Source organism: Qipengyuania marisflavi, from assembly GCF_005884405.1.
Taxonomy (GTDB): domain Bacteria; phylum Pseudomonadota; class Alphaproteobacteria; order Sphingomonadales; family Sphingomonadaceae; genus Qipengyuania; species Qipengyuania marisflavi.
The window spans coordinates 65,692-84,348 of record NZ_VCAO01000004.1; the positions used below are offsets into that span (position 1 = coordinate 65,692).

An 18,657-nucleotide genomic window follows, 5' to 3' on the forward strand; every position below is an offset into this window, starting at 1 on the left:
TCCCAACCTTCATCCCATAGTCGGGATCACAAAGGCATTGCTGCCGTCACCGCCGCCATCGGGCCAGCGCTGGGTGACAGTCTTGACCTTGGTCCAGAACTTCAGACCCTCGGTTCCATACTGGTTTGTATCGCCAAATGCGCTTCGCTTCCAGCCGCCGAAGCTGTGATAGGCCACCGGCACCGGGATCGGCACATTGATGCCGACCATGCCGACATTCACCCGGCTGGCAAATTCACGCGCGGCGTGGCCATTGCGGGTGAAGATCGCGACGCCATTGCCATATTGGTGATCGCTGGGCAGGCGCACCGCCTCTTCGAAATCCCTGGCACGCACGATTTGCAGCACGGGGCCGAAGATTTCTTCCTGATAGCTTTTCATATCGGGCGTCACACGGTCGATCAGCGTGGGGCCGATGAAGAAGCCTTTCTCATGGCCCTGCAAAGAGAAGCCGCGGCCATCGACCACAATCTCGCCGCCTTCGCCCTCGGCCGTGTCGATCCATTCCTCGACCCGCGCCTTGTGCTCTGGCGTGACGACGGGGCCGTAATGCGCATCGGGATCGTTCGAAACGCCAACCCGCAGCGCGTCGATCGCCGGGATCAGCTTTTCGCGCAGCCGGTCGGCGGTATCCTCGCCCACCGGCACCACCACGGGCAGCGCCATGCAGCGCTCGCCCGCGCTGCCGAAAGCTGCCCCTGCCAGATCATTGACCACCATGTCGAGATCCGCGTCGGGCATGACGATACCGTGGTTCTTCGCGCCGCCCATCGCCTGCACCCGCTTGCCCGCAGCAACGCCGCGCCGGTACACATAATGTGCAATGTCGGAGGATCCGACGAAGCTGACCGCTGCGATATCGGGGTGATCCAGAATCGCATCGACCATTTCCTTGTCCCCGTGGACCACCTGCAGCAGCCCCTCTGGCGCGCCGGCTTCCAGGAACAGTTCGGCCAGCCGCACCGGCACGCTGGGATCGCGCTCTGATGGTTTGAGGATGAAGGCATTACCCGCCGCGATTGCCATGCCGAACATCCACATCGGGATCATGGCGGGGAAATTGAACGGCGTGATGCCCGCGCCGATGCCCAGCGGCTGACGGGTCGAATAGACATCGATGCCCGGTCCTGCGCCCAGCGTATATTCGCCCTTGAGCACCTGCGGTATGCCACAGGCATATTCGATCACTTCCAGACCGCGCTGCACATCGCCCTTGGCATCATCGATCACCTTGCCGTGCTCGCTCGACAGCAGCTCGGCCAGCTCCTGCATATTGGCCTCGATCAGCTCCTTGAAGCGGAACATGACGCGGGCGCGGCGCTGGGGATTGGTGGCCGCCCATGCGGGCTGGACTTGCTTGGCAGTCTCAACCGCGCGGGCCAGCAGCGCGGCATCGCCCAGCGGCACCTCGGCCTGGACCTCGCCTGTGGACGGGTTCCAGACCTTGTGCGTGCGGCCGGTCGGCGCGCCAGCATCGCCGACAATGAAATGATCGATAGTGCGCATGAAACTCTCCTCTGGGGTCCATCTAGCCATGCAGGCGCATGGTGCAAGGGCATGTGGCGCGCGCGCAGTGGGCGGCCAGCAGACCGGTGACATCACTTTGCGCGTTGACCCGCACGGCGCGCTGCGGCAAATGGCCCCGCGCCGCGCGGGTGTAGCTCAATGGCAGAGCAGCAGCTTCCCAAGCTGACGACGAGGGTTCGATTCCCTTCACCCGCTCCAGCGTTCCCCGACAATTTTCGTGGCTTTACCGATGCGGGCTGTCACGCGGCCCTTGGCCTGCTATCGCTTGGCGACCATCCGCACGCCGAGGGAACATTGTTATGCACCTATCCGCTGATCGCCGCCGCTTCCTGACCGCCACGTCTAGCGCCTTTGCCGCTTTGGTCGCCAGTGGCTGTACCACGCGCGGCGCGATGCCGCTGGTGGATGCATCGCGCAATTTTGACGGTTATGGGGCGCTGGTCCCTGATCCAGCCGGAATGCTCGACCTGCCGCCGGGCTTTTCCTACCGCGTGCTGTCCAGTCTGGGCGGGGCAATGGATGATGGCGGGACGGTGCCTGACAAGGCCGATGGCATGGGCTGTTTCGATATCGGCAATGGCGAGATCGCGCTGGTGCGCAATCACGAGCTGGTGCCGACCGACGATGCCGGCGGCGTTTTCGCCAAGGGGTATGGCATGGCTGCGGGCCAGTTCATCCTGCCGGGCGGGACAACCACACTGGTGCTGGACAAGGATACACTGGCGGTCAAACGCCAGTTCCGATCGCTGGGCGGGACAATCCGCAATTGCGCGGGCGGCACTACGCCCTGGGGCAGCTGGCTGACCTGCGAGGAATTTGTCTCCGAACCCCAGCATATCGCGCCGGACAAATTGAACATGCACCACGGCTGGGTGTTCGAAGTTCCGGCCAGGGCGGGCGGACTGATCGATCCGCTGCCGCTAAAGGCCATGGGCCGCTTCAATCACGAAGCCGCCTGCGTCGATCCGGCAACGGGCCTTGTCTATATGACCGAGGATCGACCCGACAGCGCGTTGTATCGCTTCCTCCCCGACAGCCCCGGACGGCTGGCGGCGGGCGGGAAACTGCAGGCGATGGTGCTGGAAGGCATTGCCGACACTCGCAACTCCGTGGCCGGGGCGATGCCGCTGCGCCAGGCTTACAAGGCGCGCTGGATCGATCTGGACAATGTCGAGGCTCCGGAGGACGATCTGCGGATGCGTGCAGCGGCGCAGGGCGGGGCGATCATCGCCCGCGGCGAAGGCATGCATATGGGCGACGGCGAGGTCTATGTCTGTTCGACCAGCGGCGGCTTTGCGAAATTTGGCCAGATCTTCCGGCTGGTCCCCGGGCGCGGTGTGCGTGACGACCGCTTTGAATTGTTCTTCGAAAGCGAGAACGCTGCGCAGTTCAACTATGGCGACAATCTGGTGGTGGCCCCCAACGGCCATCTGATTGTGTGCGAGGACCAATATACCGATGTGGTCGACAACCATCTCAAGCTGATCACACCCGACGGGCGCAGCTTCGATCTGGCGCGCCTGAACATGCAGACCGAGCTGGCGGGGGCGTGCTTCTCGCCCGATGGCAGCACCATGTTCGTCAACGCCTATGCCCCCACACGCACGTTGGCCATCACCGGGCCGTGGGCCGCCTGAAGGCAGCGGCGGCATGACCGCATTGCTGTTTGCAATGGTTGGTAGCTTTCTGGTCGCCGCCGGTGCGCGGGACCAGAAGATGGTCGCCTATTTGCGCGCGGCGCTGGGGGCCTCGCCCGCATTGCTGGGTGTCGGCATCGTGAGTGCGGTTCTGACGGCGGCCATCGCGGCCTATGCCGGGGCCTATCTGTCAGCCACCATGTCCGAAGATGCGGCGACGATGTTCATTGCCATCGCGCTGCTGCTGGCGGCGGCAGAGCTGGCATGGCCCGACAAGAGCAAGCCGCCGGCCGAGCCCACACGCTCGCTGGGCGCGATCTTTATTGTGCTGTTCGCGCGGCAGCTGACCGATGGGTCGCGGTTCCTGATCGCCGCCTTCTCTGCCGTGCTCGCCTCGCCGGTTCTGGCGGGCATTGGCGGTGCGCTGGGCGGGGCGGCGGCGGTGGCAGTGGGCTGGGCGATGGGCAGCGAACTGGAAGCGCGGCTGCCGCTGCGCGCCATGCGGCTGGGCTTCGCGGCGCTGTTGCTGCTGCCCGCGATATATCTTGGCCTGAGCGCGCGGGGAATCGCGGGGTGATGCGGATCAGCCCTGCCGGGATAGGCGCGCGCGGCTTTTCTGCTATGCGGCGGAAATGACACGACCAACCATCATCGAAGACGCAGGGACCGACCAGATTGCCGAATGGCTGGGCGCGTATCTGGCGAAGATACTCGCTGCGCGCGATGGACCGATTACGATTACTGTGCCGGGCGGATCAACCCCGTTCCCGATTATCGAGCACTTGCTGACCCACGATCTGGACTGGTCGCGGCTGGTTGTGTGGCCCAATGATGACCGTGTGGTGCCCGAAGACCATCCCGCTTCCAACACCGGCAAATTGCGCGCTCTGCTGGAGCCTGCGGGGGCCGAGGTCGTGACTTTAAGTGTGATGGAGCAGGTGCCGCATTTCGATTTGGCGTGGCTGGGCATGGGCGCGGACGGGCACATCGCCTCGCTGTTTCCCAACACCGATCCCCAGCTGGACGAACCGCTCAGCATCCTGCGGCTGACCCCCGATCCCCTTCCGCCAGAGGCACCGTTCGACCGCGTCAGCCTGACCTTGCCAGCGCTGCTGAATTCCGATGCAATCGTGTTCGTCATTCGCGGGGCAGACAAGCGCGCGGCGTTTAATCAGGCCGCCGCCGGGCAGAGCGATTTGCCGGTTGCCCGTCTGATCGGTGCCGCTAAACAAGCTGTTACATGTTTCACCTGATCCCCAAACCGCTGCACCAGATCGCGCTGCGAACCGCTTATGTCCTGCGCAATCGCTGGCGCCTGATCCGTAAGAGCCCGGTTGAGGGGGTGAGCGTGATCGGGCGTGATTTCGACGGACAGATATTGCTGGTGCGGCACAGCTATGGCCCGCCCGCATGGTATTTCCCCGGCGGCGGGCTGAAACGCGGTGAGACAGCTGAAGCGGCTGCAAAGCGCGAATTGCTTGAGGAAACCGGCTGCGACATTGATGGGTTGCGGCTGGTCGGCTTGCTTGAGGAAGAGCTGTCCGGTGCGCCGCATACTGCGCATATTTTCGAAGGTGTAGTGGACGATATGCCCAAGCCTGATGGACGCGAAATTATTGAAGCGCGGTTTTTCCCCACGCATTCACTGCCCGAGCCGCTGGGCGAGCAAACCCGCACGCGGCTGAAACTGTGGCAGGCGCGCAAGAGCTAGAGCAGCGACAATTGCGCATCTGGCCGCGCATCCTCCGCCTGCTCCGCGCTTTCCAGCTTCGATAGCGCCAGCCCCATCAGCCGGATCGGCATCGGCAGCGGCAGGACCTCTTCCAGCAGACCGCGCGCCATCGCGGCAAATTCCCCTCTATCGGCTATTACGCGCGGCGCAGTTTTCGCGCGGCTCATAATCTGGAAATCATTGTATTTCAGCTTCAGGGTCACGGTGCGCCCGTTGGCTTCGGCCCGTTCGATGCTGGTCCACACAATCTCGATAATGTCTTCCAGCGTGGCGCGCAGTTCGCTGCCAGTGGACAGATCCTGATGAAACGTCCGCTCACCGCCCACCGATTTGCGGATCCGGCTGGCGCGGACCGGGCGCAGGTCGATACCGCGCGCAGCGCGATACAGATAATCGGCAAAGCTGCCGAAATTTGCGCGCAGGAAAGCCGCGTCCTTGGCCGCCAGATCGCCACCGGTTTCGATACCCAGCCGGGCCATCTTTTCCGCTCCTTTCGGCCCTACGCCATGGAACCGCCGGATCGGCAGGCGGGCGACGAAATCGGCACCTTCGCCGGGCCGGATGACGCACAGGCCATCGGGCTTGTTCTGGTCGCTGGCGATCTTGGCGAGGAATTTGTTGTAGCTGACACCCGCGCTCGCGGTCAGCCGCGTCTTGGCGCGGATTTCCTGACGGATGAGTTCGGCGATGCGGGTGGCCGAGCCGATGCCCAGCTTGTCCTCGGTCACATCCAGATAGGCCTCGTCCAGGCTGAGCGGTTCAACCAGTTCGGTGTGATGACGGAACACCGCGCGGATTTGCTGGCTGGCTTCACGATAGGCTTCAAAGCGGCTCTTGCAGAAAATCAAATCGGGGCACAGCCGCTTGGCGGTGACCGATGGCATCGCGCTGCGCACGCCGAATTTGCGCGCTTCATAGCTGGCGGCAGCCACAACGCCGCGCCCCGATGACCCGCCCACCGCCACCGGCTTCCCGCGCAATTCAGGGTTGTCGCGCTGTTCGACGCTGGCGAAAAAGGCATCCATATCGACATGGATGATCTTGCGCAGGCCGTCGGCCTCCTCATCGTCACCGGTATGATCGTGGTCTGCGCTCATTTCGCCGCCTCAATACCCCGCCGGGTTGCAAATCGGAACCGTTCGCTGCACCGCAGCTTTTGTGCATATGCGAAAAGAACCTCTGTCGAGCGGTGAACCGCTGGAAGGTCGGCGTCCCCCCGCCGCCGCCGCGAACCGTGCGCCGATTGGGGAGCGTGAGCTGATCTGGATGATGGCGCTGCTGATGGCGCTCAATGCCTTTGGTATCGACGCGATTCTACCCGCGCTGGACAATGTGGCGGGCGATCTGGGCGCTGCTGGTAACAGCCGTCAGTTCGTGGTGGGCGCTTATCTGCTGGCGGCAGGGCTTGGCACTCTGGTGCCCGGTGCTTTTGCCGACCGTTATGGCCGCCGCCCGGTACTGTTCACCGCGCTGGCGCTGTATATCGGGCTGTCGATTGCCTGCGCGATGGCGACCAGCTTTAGCAGCCTGGTGGTGCTGCGCGCGGTGCAGGGCTTCTGTGCCGCAGGCATTATCGCGCTGCCACCGGCGATTATTCGTGACCGGGTAGGGGGCGATAAAATGGCCCGCATGATGAGCCTGATCTTCGTGATTTTCCTGCTGGTCCCCGCCATTGCGCCCAGCATCGGTCAGGGTATTCTGCAGTTGTTTGGCGATTGGCGCTGGATTTTCGTGGCGATGGCTGCGGCAGGCGTGGCGATGACCGCATGGGTGTATATCCGCCTGCCCGAAACGCTGCATGAGGAAGACCGGCAGGAAATCCGCCTGAGCCCCATCGCGCGCAATATGCGCAGCGCGGTCACCCTGCGCCAGACCATCGGTTACACGATGGCCAGCGCGCTGGTGTTCGGCGGCTTGTTCGGCTTCATCAATTCCAGCCAGCAGCTGATCGGTGAAGCCTTTGGCGCAGGCGACAGGTTTCCGCTGATCTTCGCGATCTGTGCAGGCTGTATGGCCATCGCCAATTGGTCAAATTCGCGGATTGTAGAACGGTTCGGCGCGCGGCGGGTCAGCCATATCGCGCTGTTCGCGTTTATCATCGTGTCAGCGGCGCAATTGTGGTTCGCCAGCCAGCCGAACGAAACACTGTGGACTTTTGTCCCGCTGATGGCGGCGAATATGAGCCTGCTGGGATTTATCGGTGCCAACTTCGGATCGATTGCGATGCAGCCGTTCCGCCATATCGCAGGTGCTGCCAGCTCGGCGCAAAGCTTCTTGCGGATGACCACCGGGGCGGTTCTGGGGGCGTCGATCGGCTATACCTATGATGGCACCGCGCGGCCCTTGGCAGCGGCGTTGCTGGTCGCAGCGATCCTGAGCCTGGCACTGGTGCTGTTCAGCGAAAACGGTAAACTCTTCGGTGAGCCGGTAGCGGACGAAATGTAGCGCGGCTTATTCCTTTCTCTTGAGGGAAGGGGCCGCTGGCTTGGGTACACCCACCCCTCAATCCTCTCCCAAGAAGTTAGGGGAAGTTATGCTTCGTCCTGCTTGGCGGGTTCTACCACCACCAGCACCGCCTCGACCTGCACCTGCCCGCCTGTCACAGCGGAAAGCTCGGTCACGGTCCCGTCGAACGGCGCGGTGAGCGCGTGCTCCATCTTCATCGCCTCGAGCACCATCAGCCGCTGGCCTGCAGTGACCGCCTGCCCTTCCGCCACATCGACCGCGATGACCTTGCCCGGCATCGGTGCGAGGATGGCACCGTCGGCGGCGGAGTGGTGACCGCCCTCTTCGCGCCAAGGAGTCACGACCCACGTTTTGCCTTGCTCGGTAACGACAGCGAAATCAGCCCCTTCGTCCGGGCATTCGCCGTACAAGGGAATTTCCGTCGGCTGACCGTTCACATTGAACCATCCTCGCAAGGGTTCGGTTTTGTTAAGGCGAAACCCGAATTGGTTCGTGACACTCGAAAGCCCCATAGCGGCTTCGGCGAGCATTTCCTCTTCGGGTTCAGGCTCCACAAGCAGCGTATCGGCTTCTCTTTCGATTAGTCCGGTATCCAGATCGCCGTCGACAAACTGGCCGCATGCAAGTGCATTGTTGAGGAAATAGGCGTTCGTCCTGACAGGATAAATGCTCGTTTCGTCGATCACATCCAGCAGTCTCTGAATGGCATCGATGCGATCGACACCGTGCGCGACAAGCTTGGCAATCATGGGATCGTAGAATGGGGAAATCGTGTCCCCTTCTTCCACTCCGGTTTCGATGCGGACGCCGTCGAATTCCTCGAAATCCAAAATGTCTAACCGCCCCGTACTCGGCAAGAACCCCTTCGCCGGGTCCTCCGCATAGAGGCGTGCCTCGATTGAATGGCCGTCGATGAAGAGCTCCTCCTGCTTGAGCGGGATCGCCTCCCCACCCGCGACGAGTAATTGCCATTCCACCAGGTCCACCCCGGTAATCTCCTCGGTCACCGGGTGCTCGACCTGGAGGCGGGTGTTCATTTCCATGAAGAAGATGCGGTCGGCGCGCAGGCCTTCGCTGGCGTCGGCGATGAATTCGATCGTGCCCGCGCCCTCGTAGTCGACCGCCTTGGCGGCGCGCACGGCGGCAGCGCAGATTTCTTCGCGGGTGGCCTCGTCCATGCCGGGGGCCGGGGCTTCCTCGATCACTTTCTGGTGGCGGCGCTGGAGCGAGCAATCGCGTTCGAACAGGTGGACGACATTGCCGTGGCTGTCGCCGAACACCTGCACTTCGATATGGCGGGGCGAGGTGATCCACTTTTCGAGCAATACCTCGTCGTTGGAGAAACTGGCCTTGGCCTCGCGCCGGCAGCTTTCCAGATCGGCTTCGAAATCCGCCGCTTTTTCAACCTTGCGCATACCCTTGCCGCCGCCGCCTGCCACCGCTTTGATCAGCACGGGATAACCGATGGTTTCGGCCTCCTGCTTCAGTCGTTCGACTGACTGGTCCTCGCCCAGATAGCCCGGTGTCACGGGCACGCCCGCGGCGATCATCCGCTCCTTGGCGGCGTCTTTCAGGCCCATTGCGCGAATGCTGTCGGGTTTCGGGCCAACCCAGATCAGCCCGGCGTCGATGACGCTTTGCGCAAAATCGGCGTTTTCAGACAGGAAGCCGTAACCGGGGTGGATCGCCTGCGCGCCAGTATCCTTGGCAGCGGCGATGATCTTTTCGCTCACCAGATAGCTTTCGGCGGCCGGGGAGGGGCCGATGTGCACGGACTCGTCAGCGGAGCGCACGTGCAATGCCTTGGCATCAGCATCCGAAAAGACCGCGACGGTGACGATACCCATGCTGCGGGCGGTGCGGATGATCCGGCAGGCGATTTCGCCGCGATTGGCAATCAAGAGCTTTGTTATCATGCCGCAGCGCTAGCCTTAGCTGCGGCGCGCTTCAAGCTACCAGCCAGCAACCGGGCGATAGTCGTGACGGCTCCACAGGATCGGTTCCTTGGGGCCGCTGGGGCTGTTGGCCATTGCTTCGAAGAAGGCGGCGGTGACGTGACCCAGCTTTTCATGGCGCGGCACCACCACGCGGCGGTCCCATGCCAGCTGGCCGCGGTTCAGCACCTTGCGGCCAATCGCGCCATAGATGCGCGCTGCGGACAGGATCGCCCAGCGCTGGCGAAAGGCAAGCTGCCGGGTGCCCAATTTTGCTGCAGCTTCATATTTTTCCATCATCGCAACCAGGCGCGGCATCAGGCTGGCCAGTATGAACCGGTTTTCTTCCAGCGCATGCTCGCCTGTATCGAGGCCCTTTTCCGCCAGCCATTCGGCGGGAAGATAGCAGCGCCCGCCATCGGCATCTTCGACAATGTCGCGCGCAATATTGGCGATCTGGAAAGCGATGCCCAGATCACATGCACGGTCCAGTGTTTCGCCGTCACTTTCGGGCACGCCCATGATCTTGGCCATCATAATGCCAACGGCGCCCGCCACGTGATAGCAATAGCGCAGCATGTCGCTTTCGGTGCGTGGCCGCCAGCCGGTGGCGTCCATGCCAAACCCGCCGATCACGTCGCCCGCCATTTCCATCGTCAGCCCGCATTCGTCAGCGACCAGGCCAAAGCCGTCGAACGCCGGATCGGCAGTGGGCTGCTGTTCGAAGGCGCGGCGGGTCAGCACGCGGATCGCCTGCACGCGGTCCTCGGCGCTTTTCAAATCGCCCTGTGCGCCCAATGGCCCGCCCTTGTCCTGGTTGTCGGCAATATCGTCACAGCGGCGGCACCAGGCATAGAGCAGCCAGGCGCGCTCGCGTGTGGTGCGGTCAAACAGCTTCGACGCGGTGGAGAAGCTGTGCGAGCCTTTCTCGATCGCGTCGAGCGATTCGGCGACCAGTGACGTACGTTCGCGCCCGCCGCCCGCGCGGGCCAGCGTGTGGCGCATATGCCGGGTGGTTAAAGGACGCTCGGTAGTCAGAGCTCTGCTGCCTTCATCTGAAAAATCGGCGTATGGGGTTCATAGGCTGACATTTTGTCGAGAAGTCCGGTTAACGCGGTGTCGGAAAGGATGATCCCCTGATGCGCCTTACGGACAAAACCGACTTCGGCCATGTGGCGGTTAAAGGCAATCAGGTGGTCGTAAAAACCAAAGGCATTGAGCAGGCCGACCGGCTTTTGATGGTAGCCCAGCTGCGCCCAGCTGACCGCTTCCCACAGCTCGTCCATCGTCCCCACGCCGCCGGGGATAGTAACGAAGCCGCATGACAGATCGGTAAAGCACTGCTTGCGCTGGTGCATCCCGGTGACGGTGTGCAATTCGGTGCAATCGTGATTGGCGACTTCTGAATTGGCGAGCGCTTCGGGAATGACGCCGATAACTTCGCCCCCGGCATCCAGCGCGCCGCGCGCCACAGCGCCCATCAGGCCCAGCTTGCCGCCGCCATACACCACGCCGATGCCGCGTTCGGCCAGACCGGCACCGACATCATACCCCAGCTGGATAAAACGCGGATCATCGGGCGATGCCGAACCGCAATAGACTGCAAGGCGCTGCAACTTTCGGCTCATACTGCCAGATCCTCCAGCATCAGTCCTGCGGTTGCCTTGGCACTGCCCACCACGCCGGGGATGCCCGCACCGGGATGCGTTCCGGCGCCGACAAGATAGAAATTGTCGATCACATCGTCGCGGTTGTGGCCGCGAAACCATGCGCTCTGGGTCAGCAACGGTTCAAGGCTGAACGCGCTGCCAAGATGCGCATTGAGGTCCATCGCGAAATCGCGCGGGGCGTAATGGAATTTGGTGACGATGCGGTCATGCAAATCAGGGATCAGCCGCCGCTCGACCTCGTCCAGAATGCGCTTTTCCAGCACTGGCCCCATCTCTTCCCAATCGACCGACAACTTGCCCATGTGGGCGACTGGAACCAGCGCATAAAAAGTGCTCATCCCTTCGGGCGCCATTGAGGGGTCCGTAACCGTAGGATGGTGCAGATAGACCGAGAAATCGGCTGGCAGCACGCCGTGGTCGTAAATATCCTCCAGCAATTCCTTATAGCGCGGTCCGAACAGGATCATGTGATGCGGAATGCCGGGCCAACTGCCCTTCAGGCCGAAATGGACGACGAACAGGCTGGGGCTGAAGCTCTTCTTCGCCAAGGATTTGGCATAATCTGCCCCGCGCTTGGACCCGGCGAGCAGATCCTTGTAACTGTGCATGATGTCGGCATTGCTGGCGACTGCATCGAAGCGCTGGCGCCATCCGGAATGGGTTTCCACCTCGGTTGCGCGCTTGCCCACGGTGTGGATCTGCGTGACCGGATCGCCCATCCGCATGGTGCCGCCCAGCCGCTCGAAATGGCGGACCATGCCTGCCACCAATTGGTTGGTACCGCCCTTGGCCCACCACACGCCGCCATCCTTTTCCAGCTTGTGGATCAGCGCGTAGATTGAACTGGTCTTCATCGGATTGCCGCCGACCAGTAGGGTGTGAAACGACAGCGCCTCGCGCAGCTTTTCGCTTTCGACAAAGCTGCTGACCATCGAATAGACACTGCGCCAGGCCTGCTGCTTGGCCAGCGCGGGCGCGGCTTTCAGCATGGATTTGAAATCAAGGAAGGGCACATGGCCCAGCTTGACGTAGCCTTCTTCGTAAACTGCGGCGGAATATTCCAGGAAGCGCTGGTATCCGGCCACATCGGCGGGGTTGAGCTGCGCGATTTCGCGGAACAGCTGTTCCTCGTCATTGGAGTAATCGAAATTGGTGCCGTCGGGCCAGTTGAGCCGGTAAAACGGCGTAACCGGCATCAATTCTACATCTTCGGCCAGATCATGTCCCGAAAGCGCCCACAATTCTTTCAGGCAATCGGGGTCGGTAATAACTGTGGGGCCGGCATCGAAGGTAAAGCCGTCCCGCTCCCAGAAATAGGCGCGGCCGCCCGGCTTGTCGCGCGCTTCGACCAGCGTGGTGGCTATGCCGCCGGATTGCAGGCGTATGGCCAGCGCCAGCCCGCCAAACCCGCTGCCAACCACGCACGCAGTTTTGCCGGTAGGGGCGGTTGCAGAGGGATTGGGGTGAGGAATCGTCGTATGCGCGGTCATTGATTTTCCTCATGGACCAGCGGCGGCTGGTTGCCAAGCAAGGCGCGGATGGCACCAGCAATCGGAACCGGGGGTTTCCCGGCCAGAATGCGCAGCTTGTCCCCTGTGGTCGAGCGAGCGGCGTAAAAACGCTCGATCAGCGGTTCGGGTAGGCGATAGAAACGCTCGAAGATGCGAAAGCGATCCTCCGGCGCGCCCGCACCGAACAACATTTGTCCCAAAAAGCGATAAAACCGCGTGGCTTGCCAATGCTTTGTGGCCTCCCTCTCAACCAATGAAGCCAATTCGGGCCCGGACAAATCTGCATTGCGCGCGATAAGCAATGCAGTGCGGACGGCAATCGGGACGGTATAGCTGGTCAGCGGGTGGGAGAAGCCGCCTCGCGCCCCGGCGATTGCGACGCCCGGGATGGCGATCTGCTGGCGATAGGCGGAAAAATCGCCTCCCGTGATAACGGGCAGAACGCCTGTCTCGCGCCCGATTTCCTCACCCACCCAGCCATTGGCATGACTATATGCGTCAATGCGCTGTGACAGCACTGTGGCATCCAGATCGGGGTGGTCCGCGTAATAGGTGTCCTCGACGAAAAGCTCATCCGCCGCCAGCGGCAGTGTATAGACAAACCGATAAGCGCCGTGCTGCGCCACATCGGCATCCATGATGATTGGGCGCTCCACACCATGCGGCGTTTTGGTGCGCAGATGTCGGCCAAGGAAGACTTGCCAGCCCCCCGTCAGGTGCCGGGTAGGCTCGAACGTGCGGCAATCAATTACGCGCTGGGCGCTCACACGCTCGCCATTCGCCATCTCCAAACCGTCCGCATCCAGAGAGGAAACGCGCTGTGCAGTGCAGATTGCCGATGTTGGCAGAATGCGGCGCAAAGCGGCATCAAAATCACAGCTGGCCAGCGAGCGATAATTGGCGGCCAGCTCCCGGTCATGTGCCGGAAAGCGGACTGCATTGCCCGTCTGCCAGTCACGTGTGGCAAAATCGCCCATCAGCGTACTGCCAGCCGCATCCAGATCGCTGGAGAACCAGCTCCAGCGGTGATTGCCGCCCAGTTGCTCTCCAGCGTCAAACAATGCGAGCGACATTTGCGGACAGGCGCGCTGGATTGCCAGCGCGATGAGCCCGCCTGCAAGTCCGCCGCCGACGATCGCCAGATCCACTGTTCGTCTGTTCATCACAATCGGCTTAGGGGGGTGGAGCGGCTCGGGCAATCGCCCTATATGTGGTACGTCAAAGGAACGGGCGTCACCCGCGCGGGTTTACGCGGGCACAGGATCATCAGGGGAAGCATCATGAAGTCAGCATTTTCAGGCGCCGCAGCGCTCGCGCTTATCGCAATTTCGGCGCCGCTCGCCGCGCAGGAAGCTGGCAATAGCGAAACCACGCCCGACAGCTATGAAGGGACGGTATTCGATGGTGACTGGCTGACGGTCGGTATCGGCGGAGCTTACAGCACCAGCTATCGCGGGTCGGACGATTATGTGTTTTCACCGATCCCGCTGATCCAGGGTTCGTTCGGCGGCGTGTCGTTCAACCCACGCCCCGCAGGGCTGGCGCTTGATTTCATCCCCGACGAAGATGGTCAGATTGCCTTTTCTGCAGGCATCGCCGCCAAGATGAACCGCAATCGCGCGTCCCAGATCAAGGATCCGGTGGTCAAGCTGTACGGCGAAAAGGATACCGCCATCGAGGTTGGCCCAACCTTCGGCGTCAAATTCCCCGGCCTGCTGAACCCCTATGACAGCCTCAGCTTCAATGTGGATGCGCTGTGGGATGTGGCGGGCGCGCACAAGGGCATGACAGTATCGCCATCGGTCGCCTATTTCACTCCGCTCAGCAGGGGCGTGGCGGTGTCGCTGTCACTGTCCGCCAACCATGTCGACGATGATTATGCCGATTATTATTACTCGGTCCCGGTGCTGAACACCCTGCTGCCCGCCGACACGCTGCCAGGTTATCAGGCTAAGGGCGGGTTCGAGAGCATGGGCGTAAACTTGTTGGTGGGTTACGATCTGGACGGCAATGTCACCAATGGCGGCGCGGCGCTGTTCGCCATCGGCGGCTATTCGCGGCTGCTGAACGACGCCAAGCGCACCCCATTCACCAGCATTCGCGGCAGCGCAGACCAGTTCTTTGTCGGCGCCGGGATCGGCTACACGTTTTAATCAGCCGTGCTTGAGGGCGCGTGGGCTATTCCGTCGCGACTAATCCATCGCCTTCAAGTTTCGCCATAATATGGTCGGTAATACGGTTGCGCTGCATTCGTGCAGAGCGATCGTTTGACGCCTGCGCATAGAAGGCTTCAACCAAAGCAAAATCCATTGGCGACATGTCTGGCGGAGCGTCGAGCGGGTTATCGTAATCGAACAGGTGAAGGATCGAATCTGGGGCAGATTTCTCCATTCCCTTCTTACGGAACTCGACCACCATGTTGAGGAAAATGAAGTCGGCAAGCTGCTGCAACGTGATGTTTGCGGTGCGGTCGATATCCATGACCAAATAGGTCCCTTCGATATCGTGCCGGACATTGCGATGCAGCCGCGAGATGTCTACCCCGAAGATCTGTGGCGGATCACCCGCGACATCGCCACCAAATCTGTCACGCAGAACCTTTAACGCCCAACTGTATACCGGTCGGTCCTGTTCGATTAGGGTCTTCTGGTCGCCAAGCGTGAGTGAGGAAAACGCGGTTGGGTATTTTTTCCTTACAGCCTGCGTAAATTGCTGCGGATCGCGCGCGAAGATGGCGAATGCTTCGGCGAGACAGTCCTCGCTCGCCAGAGGAACGCCTGCTTTGGCGGCGTTGGCACGGATCAGCTTTTCCAGGATCGGCAAATATTCGATAGGAAAATTGACCACTCGTGGACAAAACGGCTCTTCGCGCCGGTCAATCTGGTCGCCATTGACGTCGAACACGGCATAGACATGTCCGCGCACATCGCTCCGGCGATATCCGGTAACGATAATGAAGTTGGATTCGTCCTCATTACGCGTGTTGAAATCTTCTGGGTCTGAATTTTGCGCTGTGACTGCCTGTTGCTCAGTTTGCACTCCCATGCCGGGTGCAGAGGTGACCTCTTGGCTCAGCGCGGGGCCTGTTGTCAGCGCTATGGCCGCGCAGATTGGGGCGACAAGGAGGTGGCGGAAAGCTTGCTTGGAACGTGTCACGACTGGGTCGACTCCTAAATCCCACTCGATTTCGTAACCCTGATGAGGAAGCGCCTATAAAAATGGTAGCGTTAATCGATAGATGCCGAAGGGTTATCGACCAGCGTGAGATATATCACAACCAAGATCCGGCATAAGCGGCATCGACCCATGCTCCTGAACTTCAGCTTTATCGGATTGGCAATCTGCGAATTGATCTTGTCCGCGCTGTGCTGGAAGAGCATCACGCCGCAATAACTATGGAGAAGAAATTTTGACCCTCAAGTCAGCACTCGCTCTTTTCTCGATTTTGTTGCCAAGCTCTGCGCTCGCTGAAACGGTGGTCATCCATGCCGAGCATGTGCTGACCGATGCCGCCAGCCAGCCGAGCGGGCGCGCGACCATTACTGTTACTGATGGGCGGATCGCGTCGATTGCGGATGGCTGGCAGGATGCGCCCGATGGGGCAACGCTGGTCGAACTGCCCGGCAAGACTGTGCTGCCGGGTCTTATCGACCTGCACGTCCACTTGACCGGCGATCCCGGCGGAGATTTCTGGCGTAGGGCGGTTGAGCCTGACGAATGGGGTGTAGTCGTCGGCATCAAGAATGCCCGGCTGACTGCGCGTGCGGGTTTCACCACGGTGCGAGAGGCCGGGAGTGCCGGACAGACAGCATTCGTGCTGCGCCGAGGTACTGACGAGGGCATTGTCGCTGGGCCACGCATTGTCGCGGCAGGGTCGCCGCTGGCGATTGTTGGCGGACACGGTGATGTCTCTGGCTTCCGGCCCAAGATCAACGAGGTGCTCAATTCCGGTTTTTCCTGCACCGGCGTGGTGGAATGTACCCAGAAAGTGCGCCGCGCCAGCCAGAACGGTTCGGATGTCATCAAGATCACCGCCACAGGCGGCGTGCTGAGCCAGCAGGGCAGGGGGCTGGAGGCGCATTTCACATCGGATGAAATGACCGCCATCGCCGATACCGCGCATACGCTGGGCCTCAAGGTTATGGCGCACGCACATGGTGCGCGCGGGATCAAGGCGGCAGCGCGTTCGGGCATCGATACCATCGAACACGGCACCTATATCGACGAGGCTGCGGCGCGGGCGATGAAGGAGCGCGGCACTGTGCTGGTCCCCACGCTGATGGCGTTCAAGGGCGTGACCGAACGGCTGGGCAAAGGCATCTACACCCCGGTGGTCGAAGACAAGATCCGCGCAGTTGCCGAAACCGCGCGGGTGTTCATGGGCAAGGCGCTGAAATGGGGCGTGCCGATCGCCTTCGGGACTGATGCCGGAGTGTTCGAGCACGGACGCAATGCGGGCGAATTTCGCCTGATGCGCGAACAAGGAATGTCCGACCGTCAGGCATTGGCCAGCGCCACCACTGCCGCCGCCAAAGTGCTGCAGATGGAAAACCAGATCGGCCGACTTGCTCCCGGTTATTCGGCGGATATCATTGCGGTGAATGGCAATCCGCTCGACGATATTACCATTCTCGAAAACGTCGATTGGGTGATGGCGCGTGGCCGGGTAATCGAATAATTGCCGGCGACGGCTGGCAATACGGGAAAGGGCGCGGCAGCTGTGACATTCCTGCGCGATGCAGACTGGCTGACGCGGGAGCGGGTGCGCGGCTATGCGGTGCTGGTGGCGCTGGCGGCGCTGGCGCTGCTGGTGAATTCCTACCTCAAGGCGATGGGACCGGACGGCACCGATTTTCTGGCGTTCTGGGGGGCAGGGCAGGTTACGGCGGCGGGCGATCCGGCAGCCGCCTATGATCTGGCGGTGCAGGAGCGGGTGCAGACCGCCACCGGATCGCAGGGCTGGTTTGCCTTCGTCAATCCGCCGCCTTTCCTGTTCGCTGTGGCCCCATTTGGGATGTTGCCGTTCCCGATTGCCTGGATCGCCTGGGTTGCCGTGACCTGGGCGCTGTGGGCATGGGCCAGCATCCGCGCCTTCTCGCGCCTGTGGCCGCTGGTACTGGCGTGGCCGGGTGCCTTGTTGGCGGCAGGGCACGCACAGAACGGGCTGCTGACCGGTGCGCTGCTGGTGTTTGCCGCCACCGAGCTTAGCCGCCGTCCCAATTGGTCGGGAGCGGCGATCGGAGCCTTGGTGATCAAGCCGCATCTGGCGGTACTTGCGCCGTTCTGGCTGGCTGCTGGCGGGCGGTGGCGGGCCTTTGTAGGGGCTGGAGTCACCGCGATTGGCCTGCTGGGCGTATCGTGGCTGGCCTTCGGGACCGCCACCGTGCTGGGCTATATGCGAAGCTGGGAGGCCAGTGCGCTGTTGATGCAGCTGGATAACGCTGATTTCTTCCTGCGGATGAGCACTTTCTATTCGCAGGGAAGGTTGCTGTTTGGTGAGACTGCCGCGCGGATATTGGGCGCGCTTTCGCTGCTGATTGCATTGGCTGCGGCAGTGCTGGCGTGGCGGCGGTTTTCCGGCGATGTGCAGGCGGCGGGGGCGGCGCTGCTGGCAGCCACTGCGCTGGCGTCACCCTATCTGTTCAATTACGATTTGCCGTTGCTGATTTTCCCGACTTTGTGGCTGGTGCGTCAGGGTCTTGATCACGGGTTTCGGCCCTATGAAAAACTGGCATTGGTCGCGCTGTATTTTGCGCCATATGCCACCCGCGCGGCGGCGTTGCCGCTGGGGGTCAATTTGATGCCGCTGGCGGCGCTGGCGCTGCTGGCGCTGGTCTGGACGCGTCCCGCGCCGGGACAAGCAGGACGCGGCGCGGGAACCCAAACGGCAGGATAGGTATTATTAGGGGCATCACCGGGGGGTGAAGTTTTTAGGAGACCATTATGTCCAGCCTGTCATTTCACAGCAGCCGCCCCGATCGCTGGGTGAATCCGAAACCCTATAGCGATGCCTCGCTGCGCCATCAGCATCACGGCAAGATCCTGCCGATGGAACAGCCGGGTTTTCTGGCCCGCCTGTTTGGCGCCCGCTGACAGTTTAGAGTTAATCCGCTGAGGGTTGAGAATACGAAAGGGGCCGGTGGCATAGCGCCACCGGCCCCTTTTTACGTGCCGTGAAGG

The 18,657-nt window shown here is 61.8% G+C and carries 17 protein-coding genes and 1 tRNA gene; 10 read left to right on the forward strand and 8 right to left on the reverse strand.

Annotated elements, in window-relative coordinates; translation table 11 throughout:
* Positions 1–9: 9 nt before the first annotated feature.
* Positions 10–1,506: a CoA-acylating methylmalonate-semialdehyde dehydrogenase gene (locus FEV51_RS09605; RefSeq protein ID WP_138618356.1), complete on the reverse strand. Its 1,497-nt coding sequence runs from the start codon at positions 1,504–1,506 to the stop codon at positions 10–12.
* A gap of 145 nt (positions 1,507–1,651) precedes the next feature.
* Here FEV51_RS09605 and FEV51_RS09610 point away from each other — a divergent pair.
* From FEV51_RS09610 to FEV51_RS09630, 5 genes are all read left to right on the forward strand, one after another.
* A tRNA-Gly gene (locus FEV51_RS09610) sits at positions 1,652–1,725 on the forward strand.
* A gap of 101 nt (positions 1,726–1,826) precedes the next feature.
* Positions 1,827–3,164 carry an alkaline phosphatase PhoX gene (locus FEV51_RS09615; protein ID WP_138618358.1) on the forward strand — a complete coding sequence of 446 codons (1,338 nt, stop codon included), beginning with the start codon at positions 1,827–1,829 and terminating at the stop codon, positions 3,162–3,164.
* A gap of 13 nt (positions 3,165–3,177) precedes the next feature.
* The gene (locus FEV51_RS09620) at positions 3,178–3,741 is read left to right on the forward strand and encodes a TMEM165/GDT1 family protein (RefSeq protein WP_171033090.1); all 564 of its coding nucleotides are present in this window, start codon (positions 3,178–3,180) and stop codon (positions 3,739–3,741) included.
* A 55-nt stretch (positions 3,742–3,796) separates the two neighbouring features.
* Positions 3,797–4,417, forward strand: coding sequence for a 6-phosphogluconolactonase (locus tag FEV51_RS09625; RefSeq protein WP_138618362.1), 621 nt, complete (start codon positions 3,797–3,799; stop codon positions 4,415–4,417).
* The gene (locus FEV51_RS09630; RefSeq protein ID WP_138618364.1) at positions 4,405–4,875 is read left to right on the forward strand and encodes an NUDIX domain-containing protein; all 471 of its coding nucleotides are present in this window, start codon (positions 4,405–4,407) and stop codon (positions 4,873–4,875) included. Before FEV51_RS09625 ends, FEV51_RS09630 begins: the two co-directional genes overlap by 13 nt.
* Here FEV51_RS09630 and dinB read toward each other — a convergent pair.
* A complete protein-coding gene (dinB, locus tag FEV51_RS09635) occupies positions 4,872–5,993 on the reverse strand; it encodes a DNA polymerase IV (protein WP_138618366.1) in 1,122 nt (373 codons plus the stop codon). The genes FEV51_RS09630 and dinB overlap by 4 nt on opposite strands.
* 67 nt (positions 5,994–6,060) lie before the next feature.
* On the opposite strand from dinB, the gene FEV51_RS09640 reads away from it, so the two are divergent.
* A complete protein-coding gene (locus tag FEV51_RS09640; protein ID WP_138618368.1) occupies positions 6,061–7,341 on the forward strand; it encodes a multidrug effflux MFS transporter in 1,281 nt (426 codons plus the stop codon).
* Positions 7,342–7,427: 86 nt separating this feature from the next.
* Here the strand turns inward: FEV51_RS09640 and FEV51_RS09645 are convergent, their stop codons facing one another.
* Genes FEV51_RS09645 through crtY form a run of 5 tightly spaced genes read right to left on the reverse strand, consistent with a single transcriptional unit; the run spans position 7,428 to position 13,640 of the window.
* Positions 7,428–9,278, reverse strand: a complete 1,851-nt coding sequence (locus tag FEV51_RS09645; RefSeq protein ID WP_138618370.1) for an acetyl/propionyl/methylcrotonyl-CoA carboxylase subunit alpha — start codon at positions 9,276–9,278, stop codon at positions 7,428–7,430.
* 36 nt (positions 9,279–9,314) lie between these two features.
* The gene (locus FEV51_RS09650) at positions 9,315–10,301 is read right to left on the reverse strand and encodes a phytoene/squalene synthase family protein (RefSeq protein WP_171033091.1); all 987 of its coding nucleotides are present in this window, start codon (positions 10,299–10,301) and stop codon (positions 9,315–9,317) included.
* A 29-nt stretch (positions 10,302–10,330) separates the two neighbouring features.
* On the reverse strand, positions 10,331–10,912 hold the full coding sequence (locus tag FEV51_RS09655) for an LOG family protein (protein ID WP_138618513.1): 582 nt from the start codon (positions 10,910–10,912) through the stop codon (positions 10,331–10,333).
* 8 nt (positions 10,913–10,920) lie between these two features.
* On the reverse strand, positions 10,921–12,456 hold the full coding sequence (locus FEV51_RS09660) for a phytoene desaturase (RefSeq protein ID WP_138618374.1): 1,536 nt from the start codon (positions 12,454–12,456) through the stop codon (positions 10,921–10,923).
* Positions 12,453–13,640, reverse strand: coding sequence for a lycopene beta-cyclase CrtY (gene crtY / locus FEV51_RS09665; protein WP_138618376.1), 1,188 nt, complete (start codon positions 13,638–13,640; stop codon positions 12,453–12,455). Before crtY ends, FEV51_RS09660 begins: the two co-directional genes overlap by 4 nt.
* Before the next feature lie 117 nt (positions 13,641–13,757).
* Between crtY and FEV51_RS09670 the strand changes: the two genes are divergently transcribed.
* Positions 13,758–14,630, forward strand: a complete 873-nt coding sequence (locus tag FEV51_RS09670; protein WP_138618377.1) for a MipA/OmpV family protein — start codon at positions 13,758–13,760, stop codon at positions 14,628–14,630.
* A gap of 25 nt (positions 14,631–14,655) precedes the next feature.
* On the opposite strand, the gene FEV51_RS09675 is transcribed toward FEV51_RS09670, so the two are convergent.
* Positions 14,656–15,633: a hypothetical protein gene (locus tag FEV51_RS09675; RefSeq protein WP_138618379.1), complete on the reverse strand. Its 978-nt coding sequence runs from the start codon at positions 15,631–15,633 to the stop codon at positions 14,656–14,658.
* 250 nt (positions 15,634–15,883) lie between these two features.
* On the opposite strand from FEV51_RS09675, the gene FEV51_RS09680 reads away from it, so the two are divergent.
* The 3 genes from FEV51_RS09680 to FEV51_RS13150 are packed head-to-tail and all read left to right on the forward strand — an operon-like array spanning position 15,884 to position 18,570.
* Complete coding sequence (locus FEV51_RS09680; RefSeq protein WP_138618381.1) at positions 15,884–17,155, forward strand: metal-dependent hydrolase family protein; 1,272 nt, start codon at positions 15,884–15,886, stop codon at positions 17,153–17,155.
* A 42-nt stretch (positions 17,156–17,197) separates the two neighbouring features.
* Entirely contained in the window at positions 17,198–18,373 is a 1,176-nt protein-coding gene (locus tag FEV51_RS09685; RefSeq protein ID WP_138618383.1) for a glycosyltransferase family 87 protein, read from the forward strand.
* Between the two features lie 47 nt (positions 18,374–18,420).
* A complete protein-coding gene (locus tag FEV51_RS13150) occupies positions 18,421–18,570 on the forward strand; it encodes a hypothetical protein (RefSeq protein WP_171033092.1) in 150 nt (49 codons plus the stop codon).
* The last annotated feature ends 87 nt before the right edge of the window (positions 18,571–18,657 follow it).

What these genes read in the sequence shown, in the direction of transcription:
- dinB (WP_138618366.1), bottom strand. Translation starts at nt 5,993, where the DNA reads ATGAGCGCAGACCACGATCATACCGGTGACGATGAGGAGGCCGACGGC.
- FEV51_RS09615 (WP_138618358.1), top strand. Translation starts at nt 1,827, where the DNA reads ATGCACCTATCCGCTGATCGCCGCCGCTTCCTGACCGCCACGTCTAGC.
- FEV51_RS09630 (WP_138618364.1), top strand. Translation starts at nt 4,405, where the DNA reads ATGTTTCACCTGATCCCCAAACCGCTGCACCAGATCGCGCTGCGAACC.
- crtY (WP_138618376.1), bottom strand. Translation starts at nt 13,640, where the DNA reads ATGAACAGACGAACAGTGGATCTGGCGATCGTCGGCGGCGGACTTGCA.
- FEV51_RS09660 (WP_138618374.1), bottom strand. Translation starts at nt 12,456, where the DNA reads ATGACCGCGCATACGACGATTCCTCACCCCAATCCCTCTGCAACCGCC.
- FEV51_RS09625 (WP_138618362.1), top strand. Translation starts at nt 3,797, where the DNA reads ATGACACGACCAACCATCATCGAAGACGCAGGGACCGACCAGATTGCC.
- FEV51_RS09620 (WP_171033090.1), top strand. Translation starts at nt 3,178, where the DNA reads ATGACCGCATTGCTGTTTGCAATGGTTGGTAGCTTTCTGGTCGCCGCC.
- FEV51_RS09650 (WP_171033091.1), bottom strand. Translation starts at nt 10,301, where the DNA reads ATGCGCCACACGCTGGCCCGCGCGGGCGGCGGGCGCGAACGTACGTCA.
- FEV51_RS09605 (WP_138618356.1), bottom strand. Translation starts at nt 1,506, where the DNA reads ATGCGCACTATCGATCATTTCATTGTCGGCGATGCTGGCGCGCCGACC.
- FEV51_RS09640 (WP_138618368.1), top strand. Translation starts at nt 6,061, where the DNA reads ATGCGAAAAGAACCTCTGTCGAGCGGTGAACCGCTGGAAGGTCGGCGT.
- FEV51_RS09670 (WP_138618377.1), top strand. Translation starts at nt 13,758, where the DNA reads ATGAAGTCAGCATTTTCAGGCGCCGCAGCGCTCGCGCTTATCGCAATT.
- FEV51_RS09645 (WP_138618370.1), bottom strand. Translation starts at nt 9,278, where the DNA reads ATGATAACAAAGCTCTTGATTGCCAATCGCGGCGAAATCGCCTGCCGG.
- FEV51_RS13150 (WP_171033092.1), top strand. Translation starts at nt 18,421, where the DNA reads ATGTCCAGCCTGTCATTTCACAGCAGCCGCCCCGATCGCTGGGTGAAT.